Source organism: Sphaerobacter thermophilus DSM 20745, from assembly GCF_000024985.1.
GTDB lineage: Bacteria > Chloroflexota > Chloroflexia > Thermomicrobiales > Thermomicrobiaceae > Sphaerobacter > Sphaerobacter thermophilus.
The window spans coordinates 196,091-215,131 of sequence record NC_013524.1; the positions used below are offsets into that span (position 1 = coordinate 196,091).

The following is a 19,041-nucleotide window of genomic DNA, read 5'->3' on the forward strand; positions in this document are numbered from 1 at the left end:
GGAGTCGCCGCTGACCCCGGCTCGCCCCGGTTTCGGACGCTAGCTTCCCAGGTAGCGCAGCGCGGCGGCCACCATCGTCTTCACGCCGACCGCCAGCGCGTCCTCATCGGCGTCGAAGCGCGGGTGGTGCGGTGGGTACACAATGCCCCTCTCAGTGTTGCGGACGCCGAGCCCGAACATGCAGGTCGGTACCCGCTCGGCGATGAAGGCCATGTCCTCCCCGGCCATCAACGGCGCCCGGTCGAGGACGTTCTCTGCACCCAGCACTTCGGCAGCCGCTGAACGCACGATCTCGGTCACGGCCGGATCGTTGTACATGGGCGGGTACCCGCGGAGATACGTCGTTTTCGCTTCGGCTCGCATGGCGCTTGCCACGCCCGAGGCGATCTCCGCAATCCGCCGCTCGATGTGGTCCCGCACCGCAGCGGTGTACGTGCGCACCGTCCCTTCGAGCACAGCCGTCTGCGGGATGACATTGTTGGCAGAGCCGCTGTGGATGGCGCCGAAGGTCACGACGGCCGACTCCAGCGGGCTGACCTCGCGGCTCACGATCGTCTGCAGCGCGATGAGGATGTGCGCGGCAACGACGACGGTGTCGACCGCGTTATGGGGGGCGGCCGCATGGCCGCCGCGGCCGGTCACCTCGATCTTCACGGTATCGGCCGCGGCCGTCGCCGGCCCGGGAGACACGGCGATCTGGCCCGGCTCGCAGTCGACGCCGACGTGGAGAGCGATCGCCGCGTCGACCGGCGGATCGTCCAGGACGCCGTCGTGAATCATGGCAATGGCGCCGCCCGGACCCTCCTCAGCCGGCTGGAACATCAGCTTGACCGTGCCGTCGAACTCGTCGCGCAGGCCGTTGAGTATCTCCGCCACACCGAGGAGGATGGTGGTGTGCACGTCGTGCCCGCAGGCGTGCATCACACCGGGGCGCGTCGAGCGGTAGGGGACGTCGTTCTCCTCCTCGATCGGCAGAGCGTCCATATCGGCGCGCAGGAGAACCGTCTTCCCCGGCCGACGGCCGCGGATCAGCCCCACGACACCCGTGCCGCCGGTCGTCGGCCCTGGCTCGACCCCTGCGGCGGCCAGTGCCTCACGCGACATAAAGAGCGAGCGGCCATCACCGCCGACGCCGGTTCGGTGCTCGATACCCAGCTCGCGCAGGTGGCCGGCGACGAAGCGGGCGGTGTTCGTCTCCTGGAGCGAGAGCTCCGGGTTCATGTGGAGGTAGCGGCGCGTCTCGCGCAGCCACGCATCAAGCTCGGGCGTGACCTGGATCCGATCGATCGGAATCACGGGCGTGCTCCTTCGTTCATCAACGGCCGATAGCGGTGCCGGAATGCTCGGTGCGGACGCGAGCGATCATAGCACAGGATCAGCGAGGCGGCGTTGGGGGCGTGCTGCCTCCGTTCGTGGCCGTTTCGGGTGCGTGATAAGATCACACCGTACGCTGGCGAGGGAGAGTGTCCCGCGCCGGGTAGGATGCGATCGCGCCCCGGCCTTGGGGACATTGTCGATCCGCTGGCAAGCGACGAGAGCATATGAGCTGGCAACTACTCGCAAGTATTCTGTCCATCGTCGTCATTGATCTCGTCCTGAGCGGCGACAATGCCCTGGTCATCGGGATGGCGGCGCACCGCTTGCCGCCGCGGCAGCGTCGCTGGGCGATCATCCTTGGTGGTGCGGGCGCCATCGGCCTCCGCGTCCTCTTCACCGCGCTGGCGGTCTTCCTGCTGGTCGTGCCGTTCCTGCAAGCGGCGGGTGGGTTGCTCCTCACCTGGATCGCGTACAAGCTGCTGCGGGACGAGACGCACGCTGCCCCGCAGATCGAGGCGCAGGAGACGCTGATCGACAGCATCCGCACGATCATCATGGCCGACGCTGTCATGAGTCTGGACAACATCCTCGCTGTCGGTGGCGCCGCCCATGGGAGCATCGCGCTGCTGCTGTTCGGCCTTGCGCTCTCGATGCCAATCCTGCTGTTCGGCAGCAGCGTCATTGCGCGGCTGATGAATCGCCTGCCGTGGCTGATCCTGGTCGGGGTCGGGGTCTTGACGGTCACGGCGGCGCGCATGATCGTCGACGACCGGATTGTCGCAGCGCATGTCCCGTCGTCGCTCCACGGGCCGCTGCTGGTCGGCCTGGCGATCGGGCTGAGTGCCCTGGTATTGATCCCGGCGGCGGTGCGCTGGCGCCGCGCGCGGCAGACGCGCGACGCGGCGGGTGGGGAGGAACAGCCGGTCGGGGCCGGCCACGGCCACACCGCGCGCCCGGGCGGGAATTGAGTGACCTGGAGGAGGAACTGCGGCGGATGGTACAGCCTCCGATCACCATTGAGGATCTGGACCGCATCTACGTGGTCATCCCGAACGATCAGGGCACGGGCACCATCAACATCACCGTGCGCCAGATGAGTGACCGGCAGTTCCGCTGGTGGATCAAGGCCAAGGCCGACCACCACGGAGTTCCGATGCTCGTGCCGATGGGGCGGATCGGCTACGAGACGCGCGTGCGCATGCTGAACCGGCTCGTCCGAGCTGGCGTGCGCATCTACATGGTCCCGCTCGGTACCCCGCCGCCAGAGGAGATGTAGGAGTCCGACCCTCACCCCGAGTCCCATACGGAACGCTCGTCACGTAAAGCGTTCCCCCTCTCCCAACGTCGGAAGAGGGGGCGGGGGTGAGGGCCGTCGCAGCTCACCGTTTCAGCAGATTGCGCAGGACGAAGAAGACGTTGGCCGGCCGCTCGGCCAACCGTCGCATGTAGTAGGGGTACCACTGCGTGCCGTAGGGCACATAGACACGCATGTTGTAGCCCTGCCGCGCCAGGCGGAGTTGCAGATCGCGCCGGATCCCGTAGAGCATCTGGAACTCGAACCGGTCGGGGCTGATCTTGTTGCGCGCGGCATAGGCGATCGCGGCGTTGATCATCGCCTCGTCCTGGGTTGCCAGGGCCGGGTAGTTCCCCTCTGCGAGCAGCATCTCCATGTGCCGCCGATAGGCCGCATCGACCTCCTTCTTGGAGGGGTAGGCGACCATGTCCGACTCGGCATACGCACCCTTGACAAGGCGGACGCGGATCCCGGCCGCGATCGCATCGCGGATGTCGCGGTCGGTGCGGTAGAGGTACGACTGGAGCACGATGCCGACGGTGCCGGGGAACTGCTCGTGCAGATCGTAGGCGATGTCGAGGGTACGCTGCGTGTAGGGGGAGCCCTCCATATCGATCCGCACGAAGTTGTTGTGCGCCTTGGCACGCTCCAGCACCTTCGCTGTGTTCGAGCGTGCCAGCTCATCCGAGATGTCGAGCCCCAGCATCGTCAGCTTGATTGAGATGTTGCTGTTGACGCCGGTCTCGGCGATCTGGTCGAGAATCTGGCAGTACGCATCGGCGGCGGCGCGGGCCTCGTTCTCCGACGTGACGTTCTCGCCCAGCAGGTCGAGCGTCACGGTGAGCCCGTTCTGATTGAGGTCTCGCGTGACTGCCAGCGCCTCGTCCAGCGTCTCCCCAGGCACGAAGCGCCGGGCGAAGCCCTTCGAAAAACCGTTGCGGGTCACGACGCGTTGGATTCGCTCATTCCCCGCGAGCGCGAGCATCCCGCTGCGAAATACGGGCATCCCTCGATCCTCCCCAAACTGATCGCTGCGGCACGAGCGGTGCCGCCCAACCGAGCAGTGTAGCATGTTCACGTAAGCGTCAGCCGGGCGGCGTGATGGCGAACGAATGTTCGGGTACAATGCGAGGCAATGACGGTGTGGGGCGCAAGGAACGAGGGTGCACGTGATGGACGGGCTCGGCGGCCAGGAGTGGGTGACGACGATCCGCGATAGCCTCTACGACCGCATCCCGTTGACGGCAGCGGACGTGGCGCTGATCGAGACGCCGGCCTTCCTGCGGCTCGACCGCATCCAACAGCTCGGCTTCGTGAGCAAGGTCTGGCCGGGCGCCAAGCACACCCGGTTCGAGCACTCCCTGGGCGTGTTCCACCTCATGCGGCAGGCCGTGGCCGCGGTCCGGCGCGTGGCGCCCGCGTGCGTGGAGATCGACGACGAGACGGCGCGCACGGCGATCGCGGCGGCACTGCTGCACGACATCGGCCACTATCCGTTCAGCCACGCCATCGAGGAGCTCGGGCCACCCATCCTCTCGCACGAGGAAGTCGGGCGGCGCGTGATCGAGGGCAGCGAGGTGGCTGCGGTCCTCACCGAGCACTGGCGTGTCGACCCCGGTCGCGTCGCGGACCTGATCGACCCGCGGGGCGAGTTACCGCCCGGCGACCGGCTCCTGCGCGGGCTCTTGAGCGGCGCGCTTGATGTCGACAAGCTCGACTACCTGCCGCGGGACGCAAAGCACTGCAACGTGCCCTACGGCGGGGTGGACACCCCGCGCCTGCTCGACGCGCTGCGGGTCGTCGATGTCGAGGGCCGGCCGCGGATCGTGGTCAACGAGAAGGGCGTGAGCCCGCTCCACTCGCTGATCACGGCCCGCCAGGAGATGTTCGACAATGTCTACTGGCACCATACCAACCGCGCCTGCATGGTCATGCTGCTGCGCGCGGTACAGGACGCGCTCGCGGTGGGGGCGATCACGCCGGAGCAGCTAACGCTCCACGACGATGCCTCCCTGCTGGAGGTGCTCTCGCGGTCCGCGATGCCCGCGACCACGCGGGCGCTGGTCGACAGCCTGCGGTCGCGTCGCCTGCACAAGCGTGCCGTGGAGGTGAGTGCGCGCTCGGCCGATCTCTACCGCTATCTAAACAGCCTGTACGCCGATCCGGCGCGGCGCCGCGCGGTCGAGATGGGCATGGCCGCGGCGCTCGCGGACGCCCTGGGCACCATGGTGGAGCCGCACGAGGTGCTGATCGACATCCCGAAGCCGGAGCGCTGGCGGACCGACGTCTGGGTGTGGTTCAGCCGCCCGCCGCTCGGATTTCGGCCGCTGATGCCGTGGTCCGAGGCGGTCGGGCTCAGCGACGATGATCTCAAGCGCTACGAGGAGCACCGACGCCTCGTGCGGGTGGTCACGACCGAGCGCCTGCGCGATGAGGTGGCCAAGCGCGCGGAAGTGCTCCTGCTCCCGCTGCTGGGTGGGATCGCGTGACGAAGCGCCGCGCTAGGCGCCGTCGACGGCGGGCTGGTAGGTCGGGGCGTTGGACCGGATGATCTCCTCGATCTGTTCCGGCGTGCTGTCGCGGAAGCTGGCGGCCCACTGGGTGTTGTGAAGATAGAGGTCGATGTCGAAGGGGAAGGCGTCGGCGCGCTCCAGCTCCGCCCAGCGCCGGTAGAGTGCCTCCAGCCAGGTGAACCCGGTCACCTCGACCCGGAACGTGCACACGCCCTTGCCGCGGATGTAGGTCAACTCCTCGCCGAACCAGACGCGCGCGTCGCCGGTCGACTCGATGGCCTCGCGGAGCGCCTTGAAGTGGCGCGGCACCGAGCGCAGGGTGATGAGCCAGGCACCGGGCGTCGTCGGACGATCGCGGACGTGCCGGTACGGCTCCGCAGCTCGACGTCGTCCGAACAGTCGCACCATATCGCCTCCGCCCACCTCTCCACTTCTGGGTCACTCGCCGCACCGGTGGTCGGTACGGCGCCCTCCGTCTCCGCCGGGGATTGTACGTGACGGCGCCGATTCCGTCACCAGGGGCGCCCGTAAGCGGACATGTTACGGTCGCCACTATGTAGCGGGCAGCGGCCGCGTGGTCCTCGCTAACAGCGACCGGCGATGGTTCTCCATCGCCGGTCGCCGGGGGAATTGGAGGAGTGAATGGCGTCACTGTACGGTGACGGAGCCCAGCATGGTTGGGTGGAGCGTGCACCAGTAGGAGTACATGCCCGGCTCTTCGAACGTGAACCGGTAGGTCGCGCCAGCCTCCATGATTGGAGACTCCCAGATGCCCTCCTGACTCACCACGTTGTGCGGGGTGGGCCCGACGTTCGTCCACTCGACCGTGGTCCCGGCCGGGATCGTGATGTTCGGTGGGTCGAAGGCGAAGTCCACGATCTGGACGGCGACCACGTCCGACGCTGCCTCAGGCGGCTCCGGCGCCGGTGTGGCCGCGGACGTCGTGTCCTCGGTCGGCGCTGAGGTCGCCGTCGGGGCTTGCGTGGCCGTCGGCTCACTCGTTGCTGTTGGCGGCACCGTCGGCGTCGTCGTCTCCCCTGCCGCGGACGTGTCGCCGGCCGCACCGCCACCGCAAGCGGCGAGACTGACGCTGATCGGGACGAGCAGCAGGCCGAACACGCCTCGGCGCGTCAGGCGCAGGTTCTCCAACCCTCTAGACATAGGCTCCTTCCTCTTCGGGCGGGCGCACCGTTCGGTGCGCCCGCCGCGCGCTCACCTGCCCCACTACCGCGTCGCCTGGCGGCGCAGCAGGACCCCGCCGCCGATGGCGATTACGCCAAGGAGTGCGGCACCAGCCGCCAGTGAGCCGATCATGCCCGTTTGCGGGTTGCCGGTCGCAGGCGCAACCTGGGCCGCGGCCGGGATGTCGCCGCACGAGACGTAGACCTGAACTTCCTCCGGGGATCGGTGCACGTTGATGGCGAAGTTCCCGTTCATCAGGCTCGCCAGGGACGCCGGCACGATCGTCTCCGACTGCCCGTTCTCAACGTTGGTCAGCGGGTAGGCAGGTGCCGGATTGAGATTGACGCAGGTGCCCTCGTGAATGTGGGCGGGCTGCGGCCCTGCCGGCGCGCCGGTCAGATTCAACACCACCCGCGTCTGATCCCCCATGGCCGTCAGGGTGGCTGTCCCTGACTCGCCGGAGTCGTTCTGCGCGTTCAACGTCACGGTGATCTCCTCCTGGGCACCGACTGGCGCGAAGGCCAGAAGAGCCAGGAGGGTTCCCAACGCCAGAGCTACCACGGCGCGTTTCATCCGCTGCTCCCCTCTCGTTGTCGGGCCCGGCGGGGCGCCGCCGTCCGAGCTCCATACATTGCGCGAGGCTCACGCCCTTCAGGACACTTACGTCGGAGCCTTCACCTTGGATGGCACCAATCAGGATGCGGAAATCGGCCGTGATAGAATGGGTGAGTTGACCGGGTCATGGCGCGGGGCGGGGTCGTCCCGTCGGGTGACGAGGGTAGCGAGAGTGCGGATGGTCTTGAAGCAGCGGGAGCAGATCGCGACGATGCGTGCGGCCGGGAAGATCGTTGCCGACACGCTGGCGCTCGTCGCGGAAGCGGTTCGCCCAGGGGTGACGACGGCGGAGCTCGATGAGATCGCCGAGCGGTACATTCGGAACGCGGGCGCAACCCCGGCGTACAAGGGCTACCGCGGCTTTCCGGCCACGATCTGCGCATCGGTCAACGAAGAGGTCGTGCACGGCATCCCCGGTCCGCGGCGCTTGCAGGAGGGGGATATCATCAGCATCGACGTCGGTGCCCGCTACCGCGGCTACTATGGTGACGCGACCATCACCGTGCCGGTCGGGCAGATCGACCCCGAGGCCCAGCGGCTGCTCGATGTCTGCCGCGAGTCGCTAGAGATCGGCATTGCCCAGGCCCGAGCCGGTCAGCGCCTGACCGACATCTCTGCCGCCATCCAGCGCCACGTCGAGAGCAACGGCTTCTCCGTGATTCGCGATCTGTACGGGCACGGCATCGGGCGGAAGCTCCATGAGGATCCACTGCTGCCACACTACGGCCGACCGGGGCAAGGGCCGGTCCTCCGCCCGGGTCTCGTGCTGACGATCGAGCCGATGATCGCGGCGGGCGCCCCCGAATGGCGGACGCTGGATGACCAGTGGACCGTGGTCACCCTTGACGGCAGCCTCGCCGCCCAGTTCGAGCACACCGTCGCCATCACCGACAACGGCCCGGAGATCCTCACCCTCCCCTAGGACCGGTCGCTCGGAGCATCACGCGACGGACAGGGCTCGGCTCCACAACGAAGCTCCGTCTGCTGAAAGACTGCTGTGTAGTCGCGCTGACGCCGGTCGCGATGGACAGGATTCACACCTCGGCGTTGGGTCTCACCGTCCGGCACGTGCCGGGGGTATTGAAGTCTGACGAATTCGCGTCGTCTACTCGCCAGCAACCCGCTGCCGCGCTGATGTCATCCTGAGCGAAGCGAAGGATCTCGCGTCGGACCGGCGACGTACCGGAGAGATCCTTCGCTTCCGCCGGCTGTCGCTCCCGCGCTGGCCGGCTCCGCTCAGGATGACAGCAACTGGGCAGCTTCGGTGTAGCACGGTAATTCGTCAAACTTCATGACCCCCGGGTAGGTGGCGCAACGCGGAGATCCTTGCACCACTCATCCCCGGACACAGGTCACCATCCCGCGCCGTACCAAAGCGGCTCGGCGGCGTTCGCCCCGGGCACCAGCCGACCGCGTACACCCATTCACGTGCAGCGGCTGCAGATGGGTCCGCCGCTCTCCCACGCGCGGCGCGTTAGCCCTGCGTCTCCCGTGCCCGGGCAGCCGGTGCAGACTCAGCGGCAGGTTGGGGGCGACCGCTAGCGATGGCGAGGCCGAGGAAGATCACCGCGACGCCGAGCAGCGCGTCGAGCCCCAGTGCTTCGTCCAGGAGCAGCCAGCCCCACGCCACCCCGACGATCGGGATGATGTAGGTGGTGTAGGACGTCCGCGTCGCGCCAATCCCGGCGATCAAGCGGTAGTACAGGATGTACGCGACGCCGGTCGGGATCAGGCCGAGCGTGATCCATGCCGCGGCATTCGCGGGGGTGAGGTTCGTCGATGCAACGTCGCCGAAGAGCAGGGCGACCGGTGCGAGGAGGATCGCGGCAATAGAGATCTGCGTCGCGCTGATCGCGAGCGGCTCCCCCCGGACGTAGCGGCGGGCGTAGGCGAATCCCACCCCGTAACAGGCGCTCGAGGCGAGGAGTGCGAGCACCCCCTGGCCGGAGGCCGATCCGAGGTTGGTCAGATCCGCGCCGGTCAGGATCGCCACCCCGGTGAAGCCGACAACGATCCCCACCACCTTGCCGAGCGTGAGGCGCTCCGTGCGCAGGACCGACACCGCAAGGAGCAGTGTGAAGAAGGGCGTCGTCGCGTTCAGGATCGAGGCAAGGCTGGAGGTGACCCGCTCTTCAGCCCAGGCGATGAGCAAGAAGGGCAGGATGTTGCCGGTCACCGCCATCACGGTCAGGTGCAGTAGTTGGGTGCGCTCGCGGGGTAAGCGGAGGCCCATCATCCGGGCGGTCACGAGGAGGAGGGCCGCGCCCAGCACCAGACGACCTGCGACCAGGGTCAGCGGGCTGATCCCGGCGACGGCGATCTTGATCAGCGCGTAGGATGACCCCCAGATCGCCGCCAGCAGTAGCAGTTGCACCAGATGGGTGGTTCGCACCCGCTCTCCCTCACCGTCGCGCGTCGCCTACGTCCGCGCGTAGTTGTACCGCAGGAAACGGCTCAGCGCGCTGTCCTATTCCTCAGGCGGCGTGCGACGCCGCTGGTAGGGCGCTGCAACCCGTCGGCATTCGCCGGCAGGTGCTTCGCTGGCCGCTCGAAATCCTGGTGTTAGCTCGCCGCGTTGTCCACGCGCAGGTCGAGCACCTGGCCGCCGGTGATGCGCAGCAGTTCGTCTGGGGTGATGGAGAAGACGGCGTTGGGCGTGCCTGCCGCGGCCCAAACGACGTCGTAGGCAAGGAGGTCGGCGTCGATGTAGGTCGGCAACGGCGCCGGGTGCCCGATCGGCGGGGTGCCGCCGATGACGTAGCCGGTCGCCGCTCGTGCCTGGTCAGCGTCGGCGCGCTTCACGGGTCGGCCGGTCGCCTCCGAGAGCTTGCGGGTGTCTACCCGGTTGATGCCCGAAACCAGCACGAGGATCGCTTCATCCCCGGCCAGGAAGACGAGCGACTTGACAATCCGCTCCACGGTGGTGCCGATGGCGGCCGCTGCCTGCGCGGCGGTGCGCGTGCTCTCGGCAAACTCCACAACCTCCGCGTCCACCCCGACGGCCGCCAGCGCCGCCCGCACCCGTTCGACTGCCGGCTGCTTCATGGCTGCGCTTTCTCCCTTCCGTTGAGTCTGGCTCGATCCTCCAAGATGACGCGCAGACCGATCGAGCCTATCGCGCTCGATCGCGTGCCCAATCTCGACGGGCCTCAGTCGCTGCAAGCTCGCGATCAAGTCCACGCCGGTTCCGCTCGGGTTCCGGCGCGAGCCACCCCCGCTCGTGGCCACCGGCGTCCTACACGAATGCGAACGAGTGGGATTGTCTCTCGACGAGTTGAGCGGGCCACGCGGCGTCCCGTCGGTCACGTTGTGCCGCGCGAACATGGACCAGGAGTGCCCCGGCCGTTGTTCCTGGTGCAGGGCTCAGCGGGTCGCGGGCACGCCAACCGTTGGTGTTGGTCCCGGGGTCGAGGGAGTCTCGCGGGAGAAGGACGGGAGAATGATGCCGATCACCAGAAAGTACGCGAGCAGAATGATGAGCGCACGCACCAGGATTCCCCGAAGGCGTGCATTGCTCAATACGGATTCAGACATCATACGCTCCTCGTCCGCTTGAGCCGGTCGTTGCCGTATCGCCATTCTACCGCAGCATCCCGACGCTGGCAATCGCAGCCGTGATTCTGGTGATCACGCGCGCAGCAGGAGCGGAGGGAGCGCCGCGGTCGCGAGGGGATAGCGGCGTGCTGCGCGTGGTCCTGCCGCATGCCAGTGACGGCCGCACCGTGCCGGGAGGGCCGCCGCTTCAGGGAGTCTCTAGCCACTCGCGCAATCGTTTGCTGAGGATGACGTCGTAGGGGAGCGCCTTCAGCTCGTCGGCGGTCACCGCGATACCCTGTTGCCTCGCCAGTTCAGCCAGCCACTCCCACGGGTGGGGCTCTCTGCGCGCTTCCTCGTCGTCGTCAGGGAGCACAACATTCAGCACGTCCTGTCGGATCCTGTCGGGTGTCAATCCGGTGCGGGCGGGGGCTGCATTCTCCAGGACCACTCGCCGCCCATCTTCCAGTTCCACAAGGGCCCGCACCGAACTAGTGGTCCACCCGAGTTCACGCAGGACGACATGCCGCCCGTTGTCCAGCTCCACGAACTCCCGGACCGTGAAGCTCTGGGACGGTCCCGTCTCAGGAGCACCGGTCGCAAGGTCGCAGATCGCGCCTAGGCGAACCACCCTGCCCTGGTCAGGCGGGTTTCCGGCATCGGGGTCGAGCCTCGGGTCATAGGGAAGCCAACCTGATCGTTCGCTCATGACATGCTCTCTCCTCCCTCGGTGACTGTCGAGCAGGCCGGCGTCACGCCGGGTTTGTCTGGAGCGTTCATGATGTCAGAGTGTACGGCACTCCGGGCGGGTCAGGTTGAACCGGATGCGGGAGACGCCTCGTTTCATGTCATGAGGAGCGGAGTCGGCCGCAGCAGGGCGACGGGTCGGGAACGTTCCGCCTGGGGTGGCCTGGACGGGGCGAGTACAATCGAGGGCCACGACCCGGCGGCCTGCACCATGCGTCAACGGGCCGGGGACCGCGATACAGCAGGGAAGGATGTCCACCATGTATTGTCCCCGCTGTGGGGCGGACCAACCGCTGGGTACCCGCCGGTGCGCGCTGTGTGGGCAGCCGTTCACGCGCCGCGCGTATGCTCGGAGCCAGCGCATGAGGCCCGCGCCAGCGGTGCAGGCCCGGACGCAGTACCGGGAATGGGAGCGCGGCCCGGGAGTCGGCCGCCGGGTTGTCGGTTGCCTGGCTGTGATGGTCGTGACCGTGGTCCTCGTCCTGGCCGGGTTGGCGACCTTCTCCAGTGTGGTTCGCCCCTATGTAGCGCGCACGATCACCGAACGGCTGAGCCCTGCGACCTCGCAGTCATCCGAGGAACCTGCGGCGCCCGCGGTGGTGTCTGTCCCGACCCCGTCTCCCGGAACGCGGCAGGTGACCGTCACCCAGGAGGACCTGAACCAGCGGATTGAGGCCAACCGGGACCGGATCCGGCCGCTGGAGAGCGCCCAGGTGCAGATCACGCCAGATGCGTTCGCCATTGAGCTGCGTGCCTTCGGGTTGAGCGGACGCTATGAGGGGCAGGTGACGGTGGTGGACGGTGAGCTGCAGCTCACCGACGGGCGGATCACCGGACCACTGGGTTGGCTCATCCCCGTGGCCCCGCTGGAGTCGGCGCTGAACGACCAGCTCCGCAACGGGCTGAACCAGTCAGGCGTGGCGGTCGACTCCGTGACGCTGCAAGAGGGGCAGATGACCATCACGCTGGCGCCGGCCGCGGGTTGAGATCGCCCCGCTCTGTTCCAAGCGCGGGCCAGCCCCGGTACGGCCGAGCCGGCCACCCCGCGGCTCGCGCTTCCTCGAGATCGTCTGGCCAGTCCTTCCAGCGGTGGTGATAGGTGCTGTACCACGCCGCGTAGGCGTCGACCAGCCGCTGCCACTTGTCGCGCTGGCTCGCGCGGAACGCGAGGGCGAAGTGCCAGGCCTGGACCTCGCGCGGGTCGTCCTTGCCCAGTCGCAGCGCCCGGCGCCGATCACCCTCGTGCCGGTGCGCGGCATGCCCCACCTCGTGCAGGAACCAGAGGGTCACGGCCTCGACATAGGTCGCGGCACCGTACGTCAGCGCGGTCTGGTACCAGGTGGTTCCCCGCGTGTTGACATAGATGGCGCGCGACGCGGGGTGGTGGTAGCTGGAGCGGACCTGCCAGTCGTCCACCAGCCAGACGACCCGCACGCCGTGCGTGGCGGCCGTCACCTGCCAGGCGAGCGGCGCGGGGAACTTGCGGACCCAATCGAAGCTCACGATGTGGAGTGCAGGGTCTGGTACGCGGTGACGGAAGACCACGGCGATCCTACACTCTTCAACGCGCGCGGAGCCGGGCGACGCCCGCGGCCAACGCCTCGGCTGCGCGTTCGAGTTCGTCCTCGGTCGTCAGCCGGCCGAGGCTGAGGCGCACTGCCCCGACGGCCTCAGCCGGAGGGATGCCCATTGCCAGCAAGACAGCCGACGGCTCGGTCTCCCCTGCGTGGCAGGCGGAACCGGTCGATGCCGCCACCTCGGGCACGGCGGTCAGGAGCGCGTTCCCGTCAATACCGGCGAAGCGGACGTTGAGCGTGTTCGGCAACCGGTCGGTCGGGTGACCGTTCAGCGTCACGCCACCCGCCTTCTCCTCCAGAAGCTGCTGCAGCCGGTCGCGCAGCGCCTGCTGACGCGCTGCCTCGGTCTCGAGCGTCGGGTGCGCGAGCGCCGCGGCAGCACCCAGCGCAACCATCCATGGCACGTTCTCGGTCCCGGCCCGGCGTCCCCCCTCGTGGCCCGCGCCGTGGATGAGGGGCTCCAGTGCCGTGCCGCGCCGGACGTAAAGCGCGCCAATCCCCTTGGGCGCGTACAGCTTGTGCCCGGCGATCGTGAGCATGTCCACACCCAGGTCATCGACCCTGGTTGGGACCTTCCCCACGCTCTGGGCAGCGTCGGTGTGCAGCGGCACTCCGGCTTGCCGGCAGATGGCCGCGATCTCGGCGATGGGCTGGAGGGTACCCACCTCGTTGTTGGCGTGCATCACGGAGACGACGACCGTCTCCGGCCGGAGCGCGCGGCGCACGTCGTCCGGGTCCACCTGTCCGGTCCCGTCCACCGGGAGGTAGGTGACGGCCACTCCGCGCCGCTCAAGGAAGCGGCAGGTGTTCAGCACGGCCGGGTGCTCGACGACAGTGGTGATGATGTGCGCACGGTCGCTCCCGGCAGCCCAGACCCGGCCGACGAGAGCCCAGTTGTCGGACTCACTGCCACCGCTGGTGAAGACGATCTCGTCGGCGGCGCAGCCGAGGAGGTCGGCCACCAGCTGCCGGGCACGCTGGACGGCCTCGGCCGCGGCCCGGCCGTACGGGTGATCGCTCGACGGGTTGCCGAAGTGCGTGTCGAGGAACGGGAGCAGTGCGTCGCGCACCTGCGGCAGCACCGGCGTGGTGGCGTTGTAGTCGAGATAGATTGGCGTCTCGCGGGGATCGGTGCCCATATGCGCTCCACCCCCTTGCCCAAGCGGACCGATCCGGCCCGATCGTACCATGCGTCCGCCGCCCGGCACAGGGCGGGTTCGTGGCACCGTGCGTGGTACCATCCCCCCGGGATTGGCAGGTGGGTACAGCCGGGAGGCTAGGGAGGTCCCAGCGGGATGGACGAGCGCGCCACGTCGCCGGTCGATGTCGTGCGGGCGTCGATCGCGGCGCTGAACCGAGGTGATATCGACGAGGCACTTGAGTACTGCGCGGACGACATCGTCGTCTGGGCACCGGGGCGCGAGCTCGACGGTCAGGAGGTACGCGGGAAGGAGCAGCTCCGGCTGGTGCTCGAGTACAGCGAGGCGCGCTGGCCCGACATGTGGACCGCCGTCCGCTCAATCGTTGCGGATGGGGAGCGGGTCGCCGTGGAGATGACCACGGTCGCGACCGAGCAGGGCCGCCGCATCACCCAGCCGATGGCTGCCTTCTACCGCGTGCGCGACGGCTTGATCGTCGAGCAGTCCAGCTATTACGACCTCGGCGCCCTCACCCGCGCACTGGGCGAGGAGGGGTGAGGCGTGACGTACTACCCCGCCGCGCTGAGGAGCACTTCCGCTGCGCGCTCCGCGAAGTTGCTTCGAACGGCGTCGGCGCTTGCGCCGCCGACGTGTGGGGTGAGCACGACGTTGTCGAGGGCGAGGAGGGGGCTGTCCGGGGCGATTGGCTCGTAGGCGAAGACGTCCAGTCCGGCTCCGGCAATGTCACCCTGGCGCAGCGCGCGGATCAATGCGCCCTCGTCGACCAGCCCGCCGTGCGCCGTGTTGATGAGGTAGGCATCCGGCCGCATGAGTGCCAGCTCGGGTGCATCGAGCAGGCGCCTCGTCTCGGGCGTGAGCGGCAGATGCAGGCTGACGATGTCGGCCTCGCGGAGGAGTTGGTCGAAGCGTCGGTACGGCACGCCCCAGCGCTGCTCGGCGGCCGGCTTGCGCTCCCGGTCGTGGTAGATCACACGCAGGCCGAACGCACGGGCTCGCGCCGCCACCGCTTCCCCGACTCGTCCAAGTCCTATGATGCCCAGCGTCTTCCCAGCGATCGGTGCCGGCCATGCCATGCCGACCCAGTTCTCTGCACCCTGTCCCGAATCGGGCCGTTGGAGGTCGGCTCGTCGTTCCCCCGACACGAGGTCGGAGTAGGCGTGGAAGAGGCGGCGGCTGAGCGCGAGGATGAGGAGCATGGTGTGCTCCGCCGCGGCGATGGTGGCGAGCGAGGGGATGACCTCCAGCCGCGTGCCGTTCCGGCCGGCGAGCAGGCGCACCGCACGCAGCCGCTCTGCTTCGTCCGGGTCGAGGAGCACGACGACGCGCGCCTCGGCCAGCGCCTCGTCGGTCACCGCTTCCAACGCTCCACGCATGGCCACGATCGCCGGCGTCCCCGTCGGCTCGGAGCCGTCCTCGACAACCGTCCCGCCTGGCAGGCGTTCGGAGAGCATCGCCGGGAGCCAGTCGTCCCCAGCGACCAACGCAGCTCCGGGCGGTCGGTTCCAGGTGACTAGCGTGAGCATGAATCCCCCTCACCCCCGGCCCCTCTCCCCTGGTGGGAGAGGGGGCATTACGGACTACGCAATACGCAGTACGGGTGACGCATGACGCATCACCCCTCGATCCTCGGAAAGATAGGCCGCGGCTCGCTGACCTGGGTTCCGGGTGGGAGCTGGCCCCAGGTGAGCGCTGCAGGCCAGGACGGTGTCTCCAGCGCGACCCCGATCTGTTCGGCGATGCGCTTCGCGGTGTCGGGAAGAAACGGCCGGAGCGCCTGGGCGATGATACGTAGGGCCTCGGCCAGGTGGTACAGCGCGGTGTCGAGCCGTGCGGTTGCTGCTGCGTCACCGCTCCGCTCGGCCCTGGCAAGACTCCACGGGGCAGTCTCTTCCACGTACCGGTTAGCGCGGACGACCAGGTCCCAGATCGCGGCCAGTGCCGTCTGTGGGTCGAAATTCTGGCCCATCGCCTCCGCGATCGCACCGGGGAGGTTCGCGGCGACCGCTTCCAGATCCTGGTCGGTCGTGACCGGTTCGCCGGGTGCAGGCACCAGCCCGGCCCGGTAGCGCCGGATCATGCTGACCGTGCGGTTGAGCAGGTTTCCGAGGTCGTTGGCAAGGTCGGCGTTGTAGCGCCGCTCCAGCTTCTCGTCGGTGTAGTCGGCGTCCTGGGTGGGTGGCACCTCAAGCAGCATCCAGTAGCGCACGGCGTCGGCGCCGTAGCGTGCAGTCAGCTCGGCGGGATCGACGACGTTGCCCAGCGACTTGCTCATCTTCTCGCCTCCCACGGTGAGGTAGCCGTGGACGACGATGGTGGTCGGCAGCGGCTCCCCGGCGGACATCAGCATGGCCGGCCAGTAGACAGCGTGGAACCGGAGGATGCCCTTGCCGATGACGTGGACGCGGTGGGGGTTCTCCACCCAGTAGCGGCGGTAGAGGTCGGCGTCGTGGGCGTAGCCGAGCGCGGTGATGTAGTTCGCCAGCGCGTCGAACCAGACGTACATCACCTGATCGGGGTCGCCCGGCACGGGAATGCCCCAGCCGCGGGCCCGTGCGCGCGTGCGCGAGATGCTGACGTCCTCAAGGCCGCGGGCGATGAAGGCGCGGACCTCGTTCCGGCGGGTTTCGGGGATAATGCGCAGCGCCTCGGAGTCAATTGCCCGCGCCAGGGCGTCCTGGTAGCGAGAGAGGCGGAAGAAATAGTTCTCCTCCTCGACCAGTTCCAGGGGGATGTGGTGCTCGGGGCAGAGGCCGTCCGGCGCCTCCTCCTCGGTGTAGAACTGCTCGCCGAGGACGCAGTAGAGCCCGGAGTAGTAGCGCTTGTCGATGTCGCCTGCCCGGGCGCACGCCTCCCAGAGCTTCTGCGCCCCCTCGATGTGGCGCGGCTCGGCGGCGGTGCGGATGAAGTCGTCGTTCGAGATGTCCAGGTACTCGGTGAGGCGGCGGAACGCCTCGGCGTTGCGGTCGACGAGATCCGCGACCGGGATCCCCTCCCGCTCGGCGGCCAGGACGTTCGTCAGGCTGTTCTCGTCGGTCCCGGTCAGGAAGCGAGTGTCGTCGCCGGTGAGCCGGTGGTAGCGGGCGAAGGCGTCGGCCAGGACGTACTCCAGTGCATGGCCGAGGTGCGGCGCCGCGTTGACGTACGGGATCGACGTGGTGATGTAGAAGCGGTGCCGGCCGTCGGTATCCACGACGCCCTCTCCCCGGTCGGGTCGTGTGCCCCCGCGCCGCAGGTTCCTCGGCGAGCGCGGGGCGATGCGTCCGTTGATCAGGCGTTCTTACCACACCGGGCGAGGTCTGGCTACGGAGGCTACTCCTCCGCCACCGTGGCGGCGCCGCTCGCCTGCTCGAGGCGGGCGCGCTCTTCGTCGACGACGCTCTCGTCCAGCTTCTGGAACAGCACGCGCGGCCGCGCCAGCGGCTGGCCGGGGGCAAGCTCGCTCGGCACCCAGCGATCGACGCTGCCCTCGGAGGCGAGGGGCTGGTAGACCAGCGCCTCGTGGGACCGCTCGCTCTCATCAAAGCGCTCAATCTGGAGATCGCCGAAGAGCGGATCCTCATAGCCGAGGAAGCGCTTGACCTCGGCGCTGGTGAAGGGCAGCACCGGCGCGAAGAGCGTGGCCAGCGAGTCGATCGCGCGCAGGGCGACGTAGATGGTGGTCCCGGCCGCTGCGCGGTCCTCCTTGATCTGGAACCAGGGCGCCTTGTCGTCGAGGTAGCGGTTGACCTCGCGCGCAAGGGACATCGTCTCCCGCAGGGCGGCGCGGAACTCCGCGCGGGCGTAATGCGCCCCGACCGTGCCGAATCCGGCCGAAATCTGGTCCAGCAGTTCGGTGTCGCGGGCATCCTGTGGGCCCGGCTCCGGCACGCGGCCGTCCCAGTGGCGCACGGCGAAGCTGATCACGCGGTTGACCAGGTTGCCCCAGGCGGCGACCAGCTCGTTGTTGTTGCGCTCAACGTAACCGCGCCAGGTGAACTCGCTGTCACCGGTCTCCGGCGCGATGGCGGTCAGGTAGTAGCGAAGGGGGTCCGGGGCGTAGCGCTCCAGGTAGTCGGGCAGCCAGACGGCCCAGTTGCGGCTGGTGCTGAACTGCTGCCCCTCCAGGTTCAAGAACTCGCTGGCCGGAATGTCGAACGGCAGGTTCAGCCGCTCGTCGTAGCCCATCAGCTCGGCCGGCCAGATGATGGCGTGGAACGGGATGTTGTCCTTGCCGATGAAGTAATAGCCGCGGGCGGCCGGGTCAGTCCACCAGGCCTCCCAGGCCTTTTCCTCCCCCCGGTTCTTGGCCGCCTCGATACTGGCCGACAGGTAGCCGATCACCGCTTCGAACCAGACGTACATCACCTTGTGCTCGTAGCCGGGGATCGGCACCGGAATGCCCCACTCGATGTCGCGCGTCACCGGGCGAGGCTTCAACCCGCCGCGCAGGTAGTTCTCTACGAAGCGCTGGACGTTGGGGCGCCAGTGCTCCTGGCGGCCGATGTATTCGAGTAGCGGCCCCTCAAAGGCCGGCAGGTCGAAGAAGAAGTGCTCGGTCTCGCGGACCACCGGCTGACTGCCGCAGAGCTTGCAGCGCGGGTCAATCAACTCTGTGGCATCGAGGGTGCGCCCGCAGTTGTCGCACTGGTCGCCCCGTGCGTTCGGGTAACCGCAGTGGGGGCAAGTGCCCTCGACGTAGCGGTCGGGCAGGAAGCGCTGGTCGGTCTCGCAGTAGAGCTGGGCCATCGCCTCGGTGTGGATGTAGCCCCGCTCGTAGAGCACGCGGAAGATGTCCTGAGACACCGCGGCGTGGTTCTCGGTGTCAGTGTGGGTGAAGAGGTCGAAGCTGATGCCCAGCCCGATGAAGCTCTCGAGGAAGCGCCGGTGGTAGCGCTCGAAGAACTCCCGCGGGGAAACCCCGGCCCGCTCGGCCGAGACGGTGATCGGCGTGCCGTGTGCGTCGCTGCCGCTCACCATGAGCACCCGGTTGCCGCGTAGGCGATGATACCGGGCGAAAATGTCTGCTGGCAGGTAGACCCCCGCCACGTGCCCAAGGTGGAGGTCGCCGTTGGCATACGGCCAGGCGACGAAGACGCCGATCCGCTCGTTCACACTCCGCTCCC

Annotated in this window: 20 protein-coding genes; 6 read left to right on the forward strand and 14 right to left on the reverse strand. The window is 68.3% G+C overall.

Going from position 1 to position 19,041, the window contains the following annotated elements:
* Positions 1–39 precede the first annotated feature (39 nt).
* Positions 40–1,296 (reverse strand): M20 metallopeptidase family protein, encoded by a 1,257-nt coding sequence (locus STHE_RS13170; protein ID WP_012873080.1) that lies wholly within the window; start codon positions 1,294–1,296, stop codon positions 40–42.
* 245 nt (positions 1,297–1,541) lie between these two features.
* Here STHE_RS13170 and STHE_RS13175 point away from each other — a divergent pair, with 245 nt between their 5' ends.
* Both STHE_RS13175 and STHE_RS13180 read left to right on the forward strand, forming a co-directional pair.
* The gene (locus STHE_RS13175) at positions 1,542–2,285 is read left to right on the forward strand and encodes a TerC family protein (RefSeq protein ID WP_012873081.1); all 744 of its coding nucleotides are present in this window, start codon (positions 1,542–1,544) and stop codon (positions 2,283–2,285) included.
* 26 nt (positions 2,286–2,311) lie between these two features.
* Entirely contained in the window at positions 2,312–2,593 is a 282-nt protein-coding gene (locus STHE_RS13180; RefSeq protein WP_012873082.1) for a hypothetical protein, read from the forward strand.
* Positions 2,594–2,696: 103 nt separating this feature from the next.
* Here STHE_RS13180 and STHE_RS13185 read toward each other — a convergent pair whose 3' ends face one another.
* Entirely contained in the window at positions 2,697–3,617 is a 921-nt protein-coding gene (locus tag STHE_RS13185) for a proline dehydrogenase family protein (RefSeq protein ID WP_012873083.1), read from the reverse strand.
* A gap of 166 nt (positions 3,618–3,783) precedes the next feature.
* Here STHE_RS13185 and STHE_RS13190 point away from each other — a divergent pair, with 166 nt between their 5' ends.
* Positions 3,784–5,100, forward strand: a complete 1,317-nt coding sequence (locus tag STHE_RS13190) for an HD domain-containing protein (RefSeq protein ID WP_012873084.1) — start codon at positions 3,784–3,786, stop codon at positions 5,098–5,100.
* Positions 5,101–5,112: 12 nt separating this feature from the next.
* Here the strand turns inward: STHE_RS13190 and STHE_RS13195 are convergent, their stop codons facing one another.
* The 3 genes from STHE_RS13195 to STHE_RS13205 form a co-directional block, all read right to left on the reverse strand.
* The gene (locus STHE_RS13195) at positions 5,113–5,532 is read right to left on the reverse strand and encodes a hypothetical protein (protein ID WP_012873085.1); all 420 of its coding nucleotides are present in this window, start codon (positions 5,530–5,532) and stop codon (positions 5,113–5,115) included.
* Between the two features lie 240 nt (positions 5,533–5,772).
* On the reverse strand, positions 5,773–6,285 hold the full coding sequence (locus STHE_RS13200) for a cupredoxin domain-containing protein (protein ID WP_012873086.1): 513 nt from the start codon (positions 6,283–6,285) through the stop codon (positions 5,773–5,775).
* A 63-nt stretch (positions 6,286–6,348) separates the two neighbouring features.
* On the reverse strand, positions 6,349–6,879 hold the full coding sequence (locus STHE_RS13205; protein ID WP_012873087.1) for a CHRD domain-containing protein: 531 nt from the start codon (positions 6,877–6,879) through the stop codon (positions 6,349–6,351).
* Between the two features lie 220 nt (positions 6,880–7,099).
* On the opposite strand from STHE_RS13205, the gene map reads away from it, so the two are divergent.
* On the forward strand, positions 7,100–7,843 hold the full coding sequence (map, locus tag STHE_RS13210; protein WP_012873088.1) for a type I methionyl aminopeptidase: 744 nt from the start codon (positions 7,100–7,102) through the stop codon (positions 7,841–7,843).
* Between the two features lie 552 nt (positions 7,844–8,395).
* On the opposite strand, the gene STHE_RS13215 is transcribed toward map, so the two are convergent.
* The 4 genes from STHE_RS13215 to STHE_RS13225 all read right to left on the reverse strand — a co-directional run bounded on the left by STHE_RS13215 (position 8,396) and on the right by STHE_RS13225 (position 11,164).
* Complete coding sequence (locus tag STHE_RS13215) at positions 8,396–9,313, reverse strand: DMT family transporter (RefSeq protein WP_012873089.1); 918 nt, start codon at positions 9,311–9,313, stop codon at positions 8,396–8,398.
* Positions 9,314–9,483: 170 nt separating this feature from the next.
* Positions 9,484–9,966 (reverse strand): YbaK/EbsC family protein, encoded by a 483-nt coding sequence (locus tag STHE_RS13220; protein ID WP_012873090.1) that lies wholly within the window; start codon positions 9,964–9,966, stop codon positions 9,484–9,486.
* A 318-nt stretch (positions 9,967–10,284) separates the two neighbouring features.
* Positions 10,285–10,455: a hypothetical protein gene (locus tag STHE_RS19085; RefSeq protein ID WP_012873091.1), complete on the reverse strand. Its 171-nt coding sequence runs from the start codon at positions 10,453–10,455 to the stop codon at positions 10,285–10,287.
* Between the two features lie 208 nt (positions 10,456–10,663).
* A complete protein-coding gene (locus tag STHE_RS13225) occupies positions 10,664–11,164 on the reverse strand; it encodes a hypothetical protein (RefSeq protein WP_012873092.1) in 501 nt (166 codons plus the stop codon).
* A gap of 400 nt (positions 11,165–11,564) precedes the next feature.
* Between STHE_RS13225 and STHE_RS18140 the strand changes: the two genes are divergently transcribed.
* Positions 11,565–12,188, forward strand: coding sequence for an LmeA family phospholipid-binding protein (locus STHE_RS18140; RefSeq protein WP_012873093.1), 624 nt, complete (start codon positions 11,565–11,567; stop codon positions 12,186–12,188).
* Here the strand turns inward: STHE_RS18140 and STHE_RS13235 are convergent.
* Positions 12,163–12,747 (reverse strand): hypothetical protein, encoded by a 585-nt coding sequence (locus STHE_RS13235; RefSeq protein WP_012873094.1) that lies wholly within the window; start codon positions 12,745–12,747, stop codon positions 12,163–12,165. The genes STHE_RS18140 and STHE_RS13235 overlap by 26 nt on opposite strands.
* 16 nt (positions 12,748–12,763) lie before the next feature.
* A complete protein-coding gene (locus STHE_RS13240; RefSeq protein WP_012873095.1) occupies positions 12,764–13,918 on the reverse strand; it encodes a cysteine desulfurase family protein in 1,155 nt (384 codons plus the stop codon).
* 156 nt (positions 13,919–14,074) lie between these two features.
* On the opposite strand from STHE_RS13240, the gene STHE_RS13245 reads away from it, so the two are divergent.
* Complete coding sequence (locus STHE_RS13245) at positions 14,075–14,476, forward strand: nuclear transport factor 2 family protein (protein ID WP_012873096.1); 402 nt, start codon at positions 14,075–14,077, stop codon at positions 14,474–14,476.
* Between the two features lie 11 nt (positions 14,477–14,487).
* Here STHE_RS13245 and STHE_RS18145 read toward each other — a convergent pair whose 3' ends face one another.
* The 3 genes from STHE_RS18145 to metG (STHE_RS13260) form a co-directional block, all read right to left on the reverse strand.
* Positions 14,488–15,462, reverse strand: coding sequence for a 2-hydroxyacid dehydrogenase (locus tag STHE_RS18145; RefSeq protein ID WP_012873097.1), 975 nt, complete (start codon positions 15,460–15,462; stop codon positions 14,488–14,490).
* An 89-nt stretch (positions 15,463–15,551) separates the two neighbouring features.
* Positions 15,552–17,129, reverse strand: a complete 1,578-nt coding sequence (gene metG / locus STHE_RS13255) for a methionine--tRNA ligase (protein WP_012873098.1) — start codon at positions 17,127–17,129, stop codon at positions 15,552–15,554.
* 119 nt (positions 17,130–17,248) lie between these two features.
* Positions 17,249–19,030: a methionine--tRNA ligase gene (gene metG, locus STHE_RS13260; protein ID WP_012873099.1), complete on the reverse strand. Its 1,782-nt coding sequence runs from the start codon at positions 19,028–19,030 to the stop codon at positions 17,249–17,251.
* Positions 19,031–19,041: the final 11 nt, after the last annotated feature.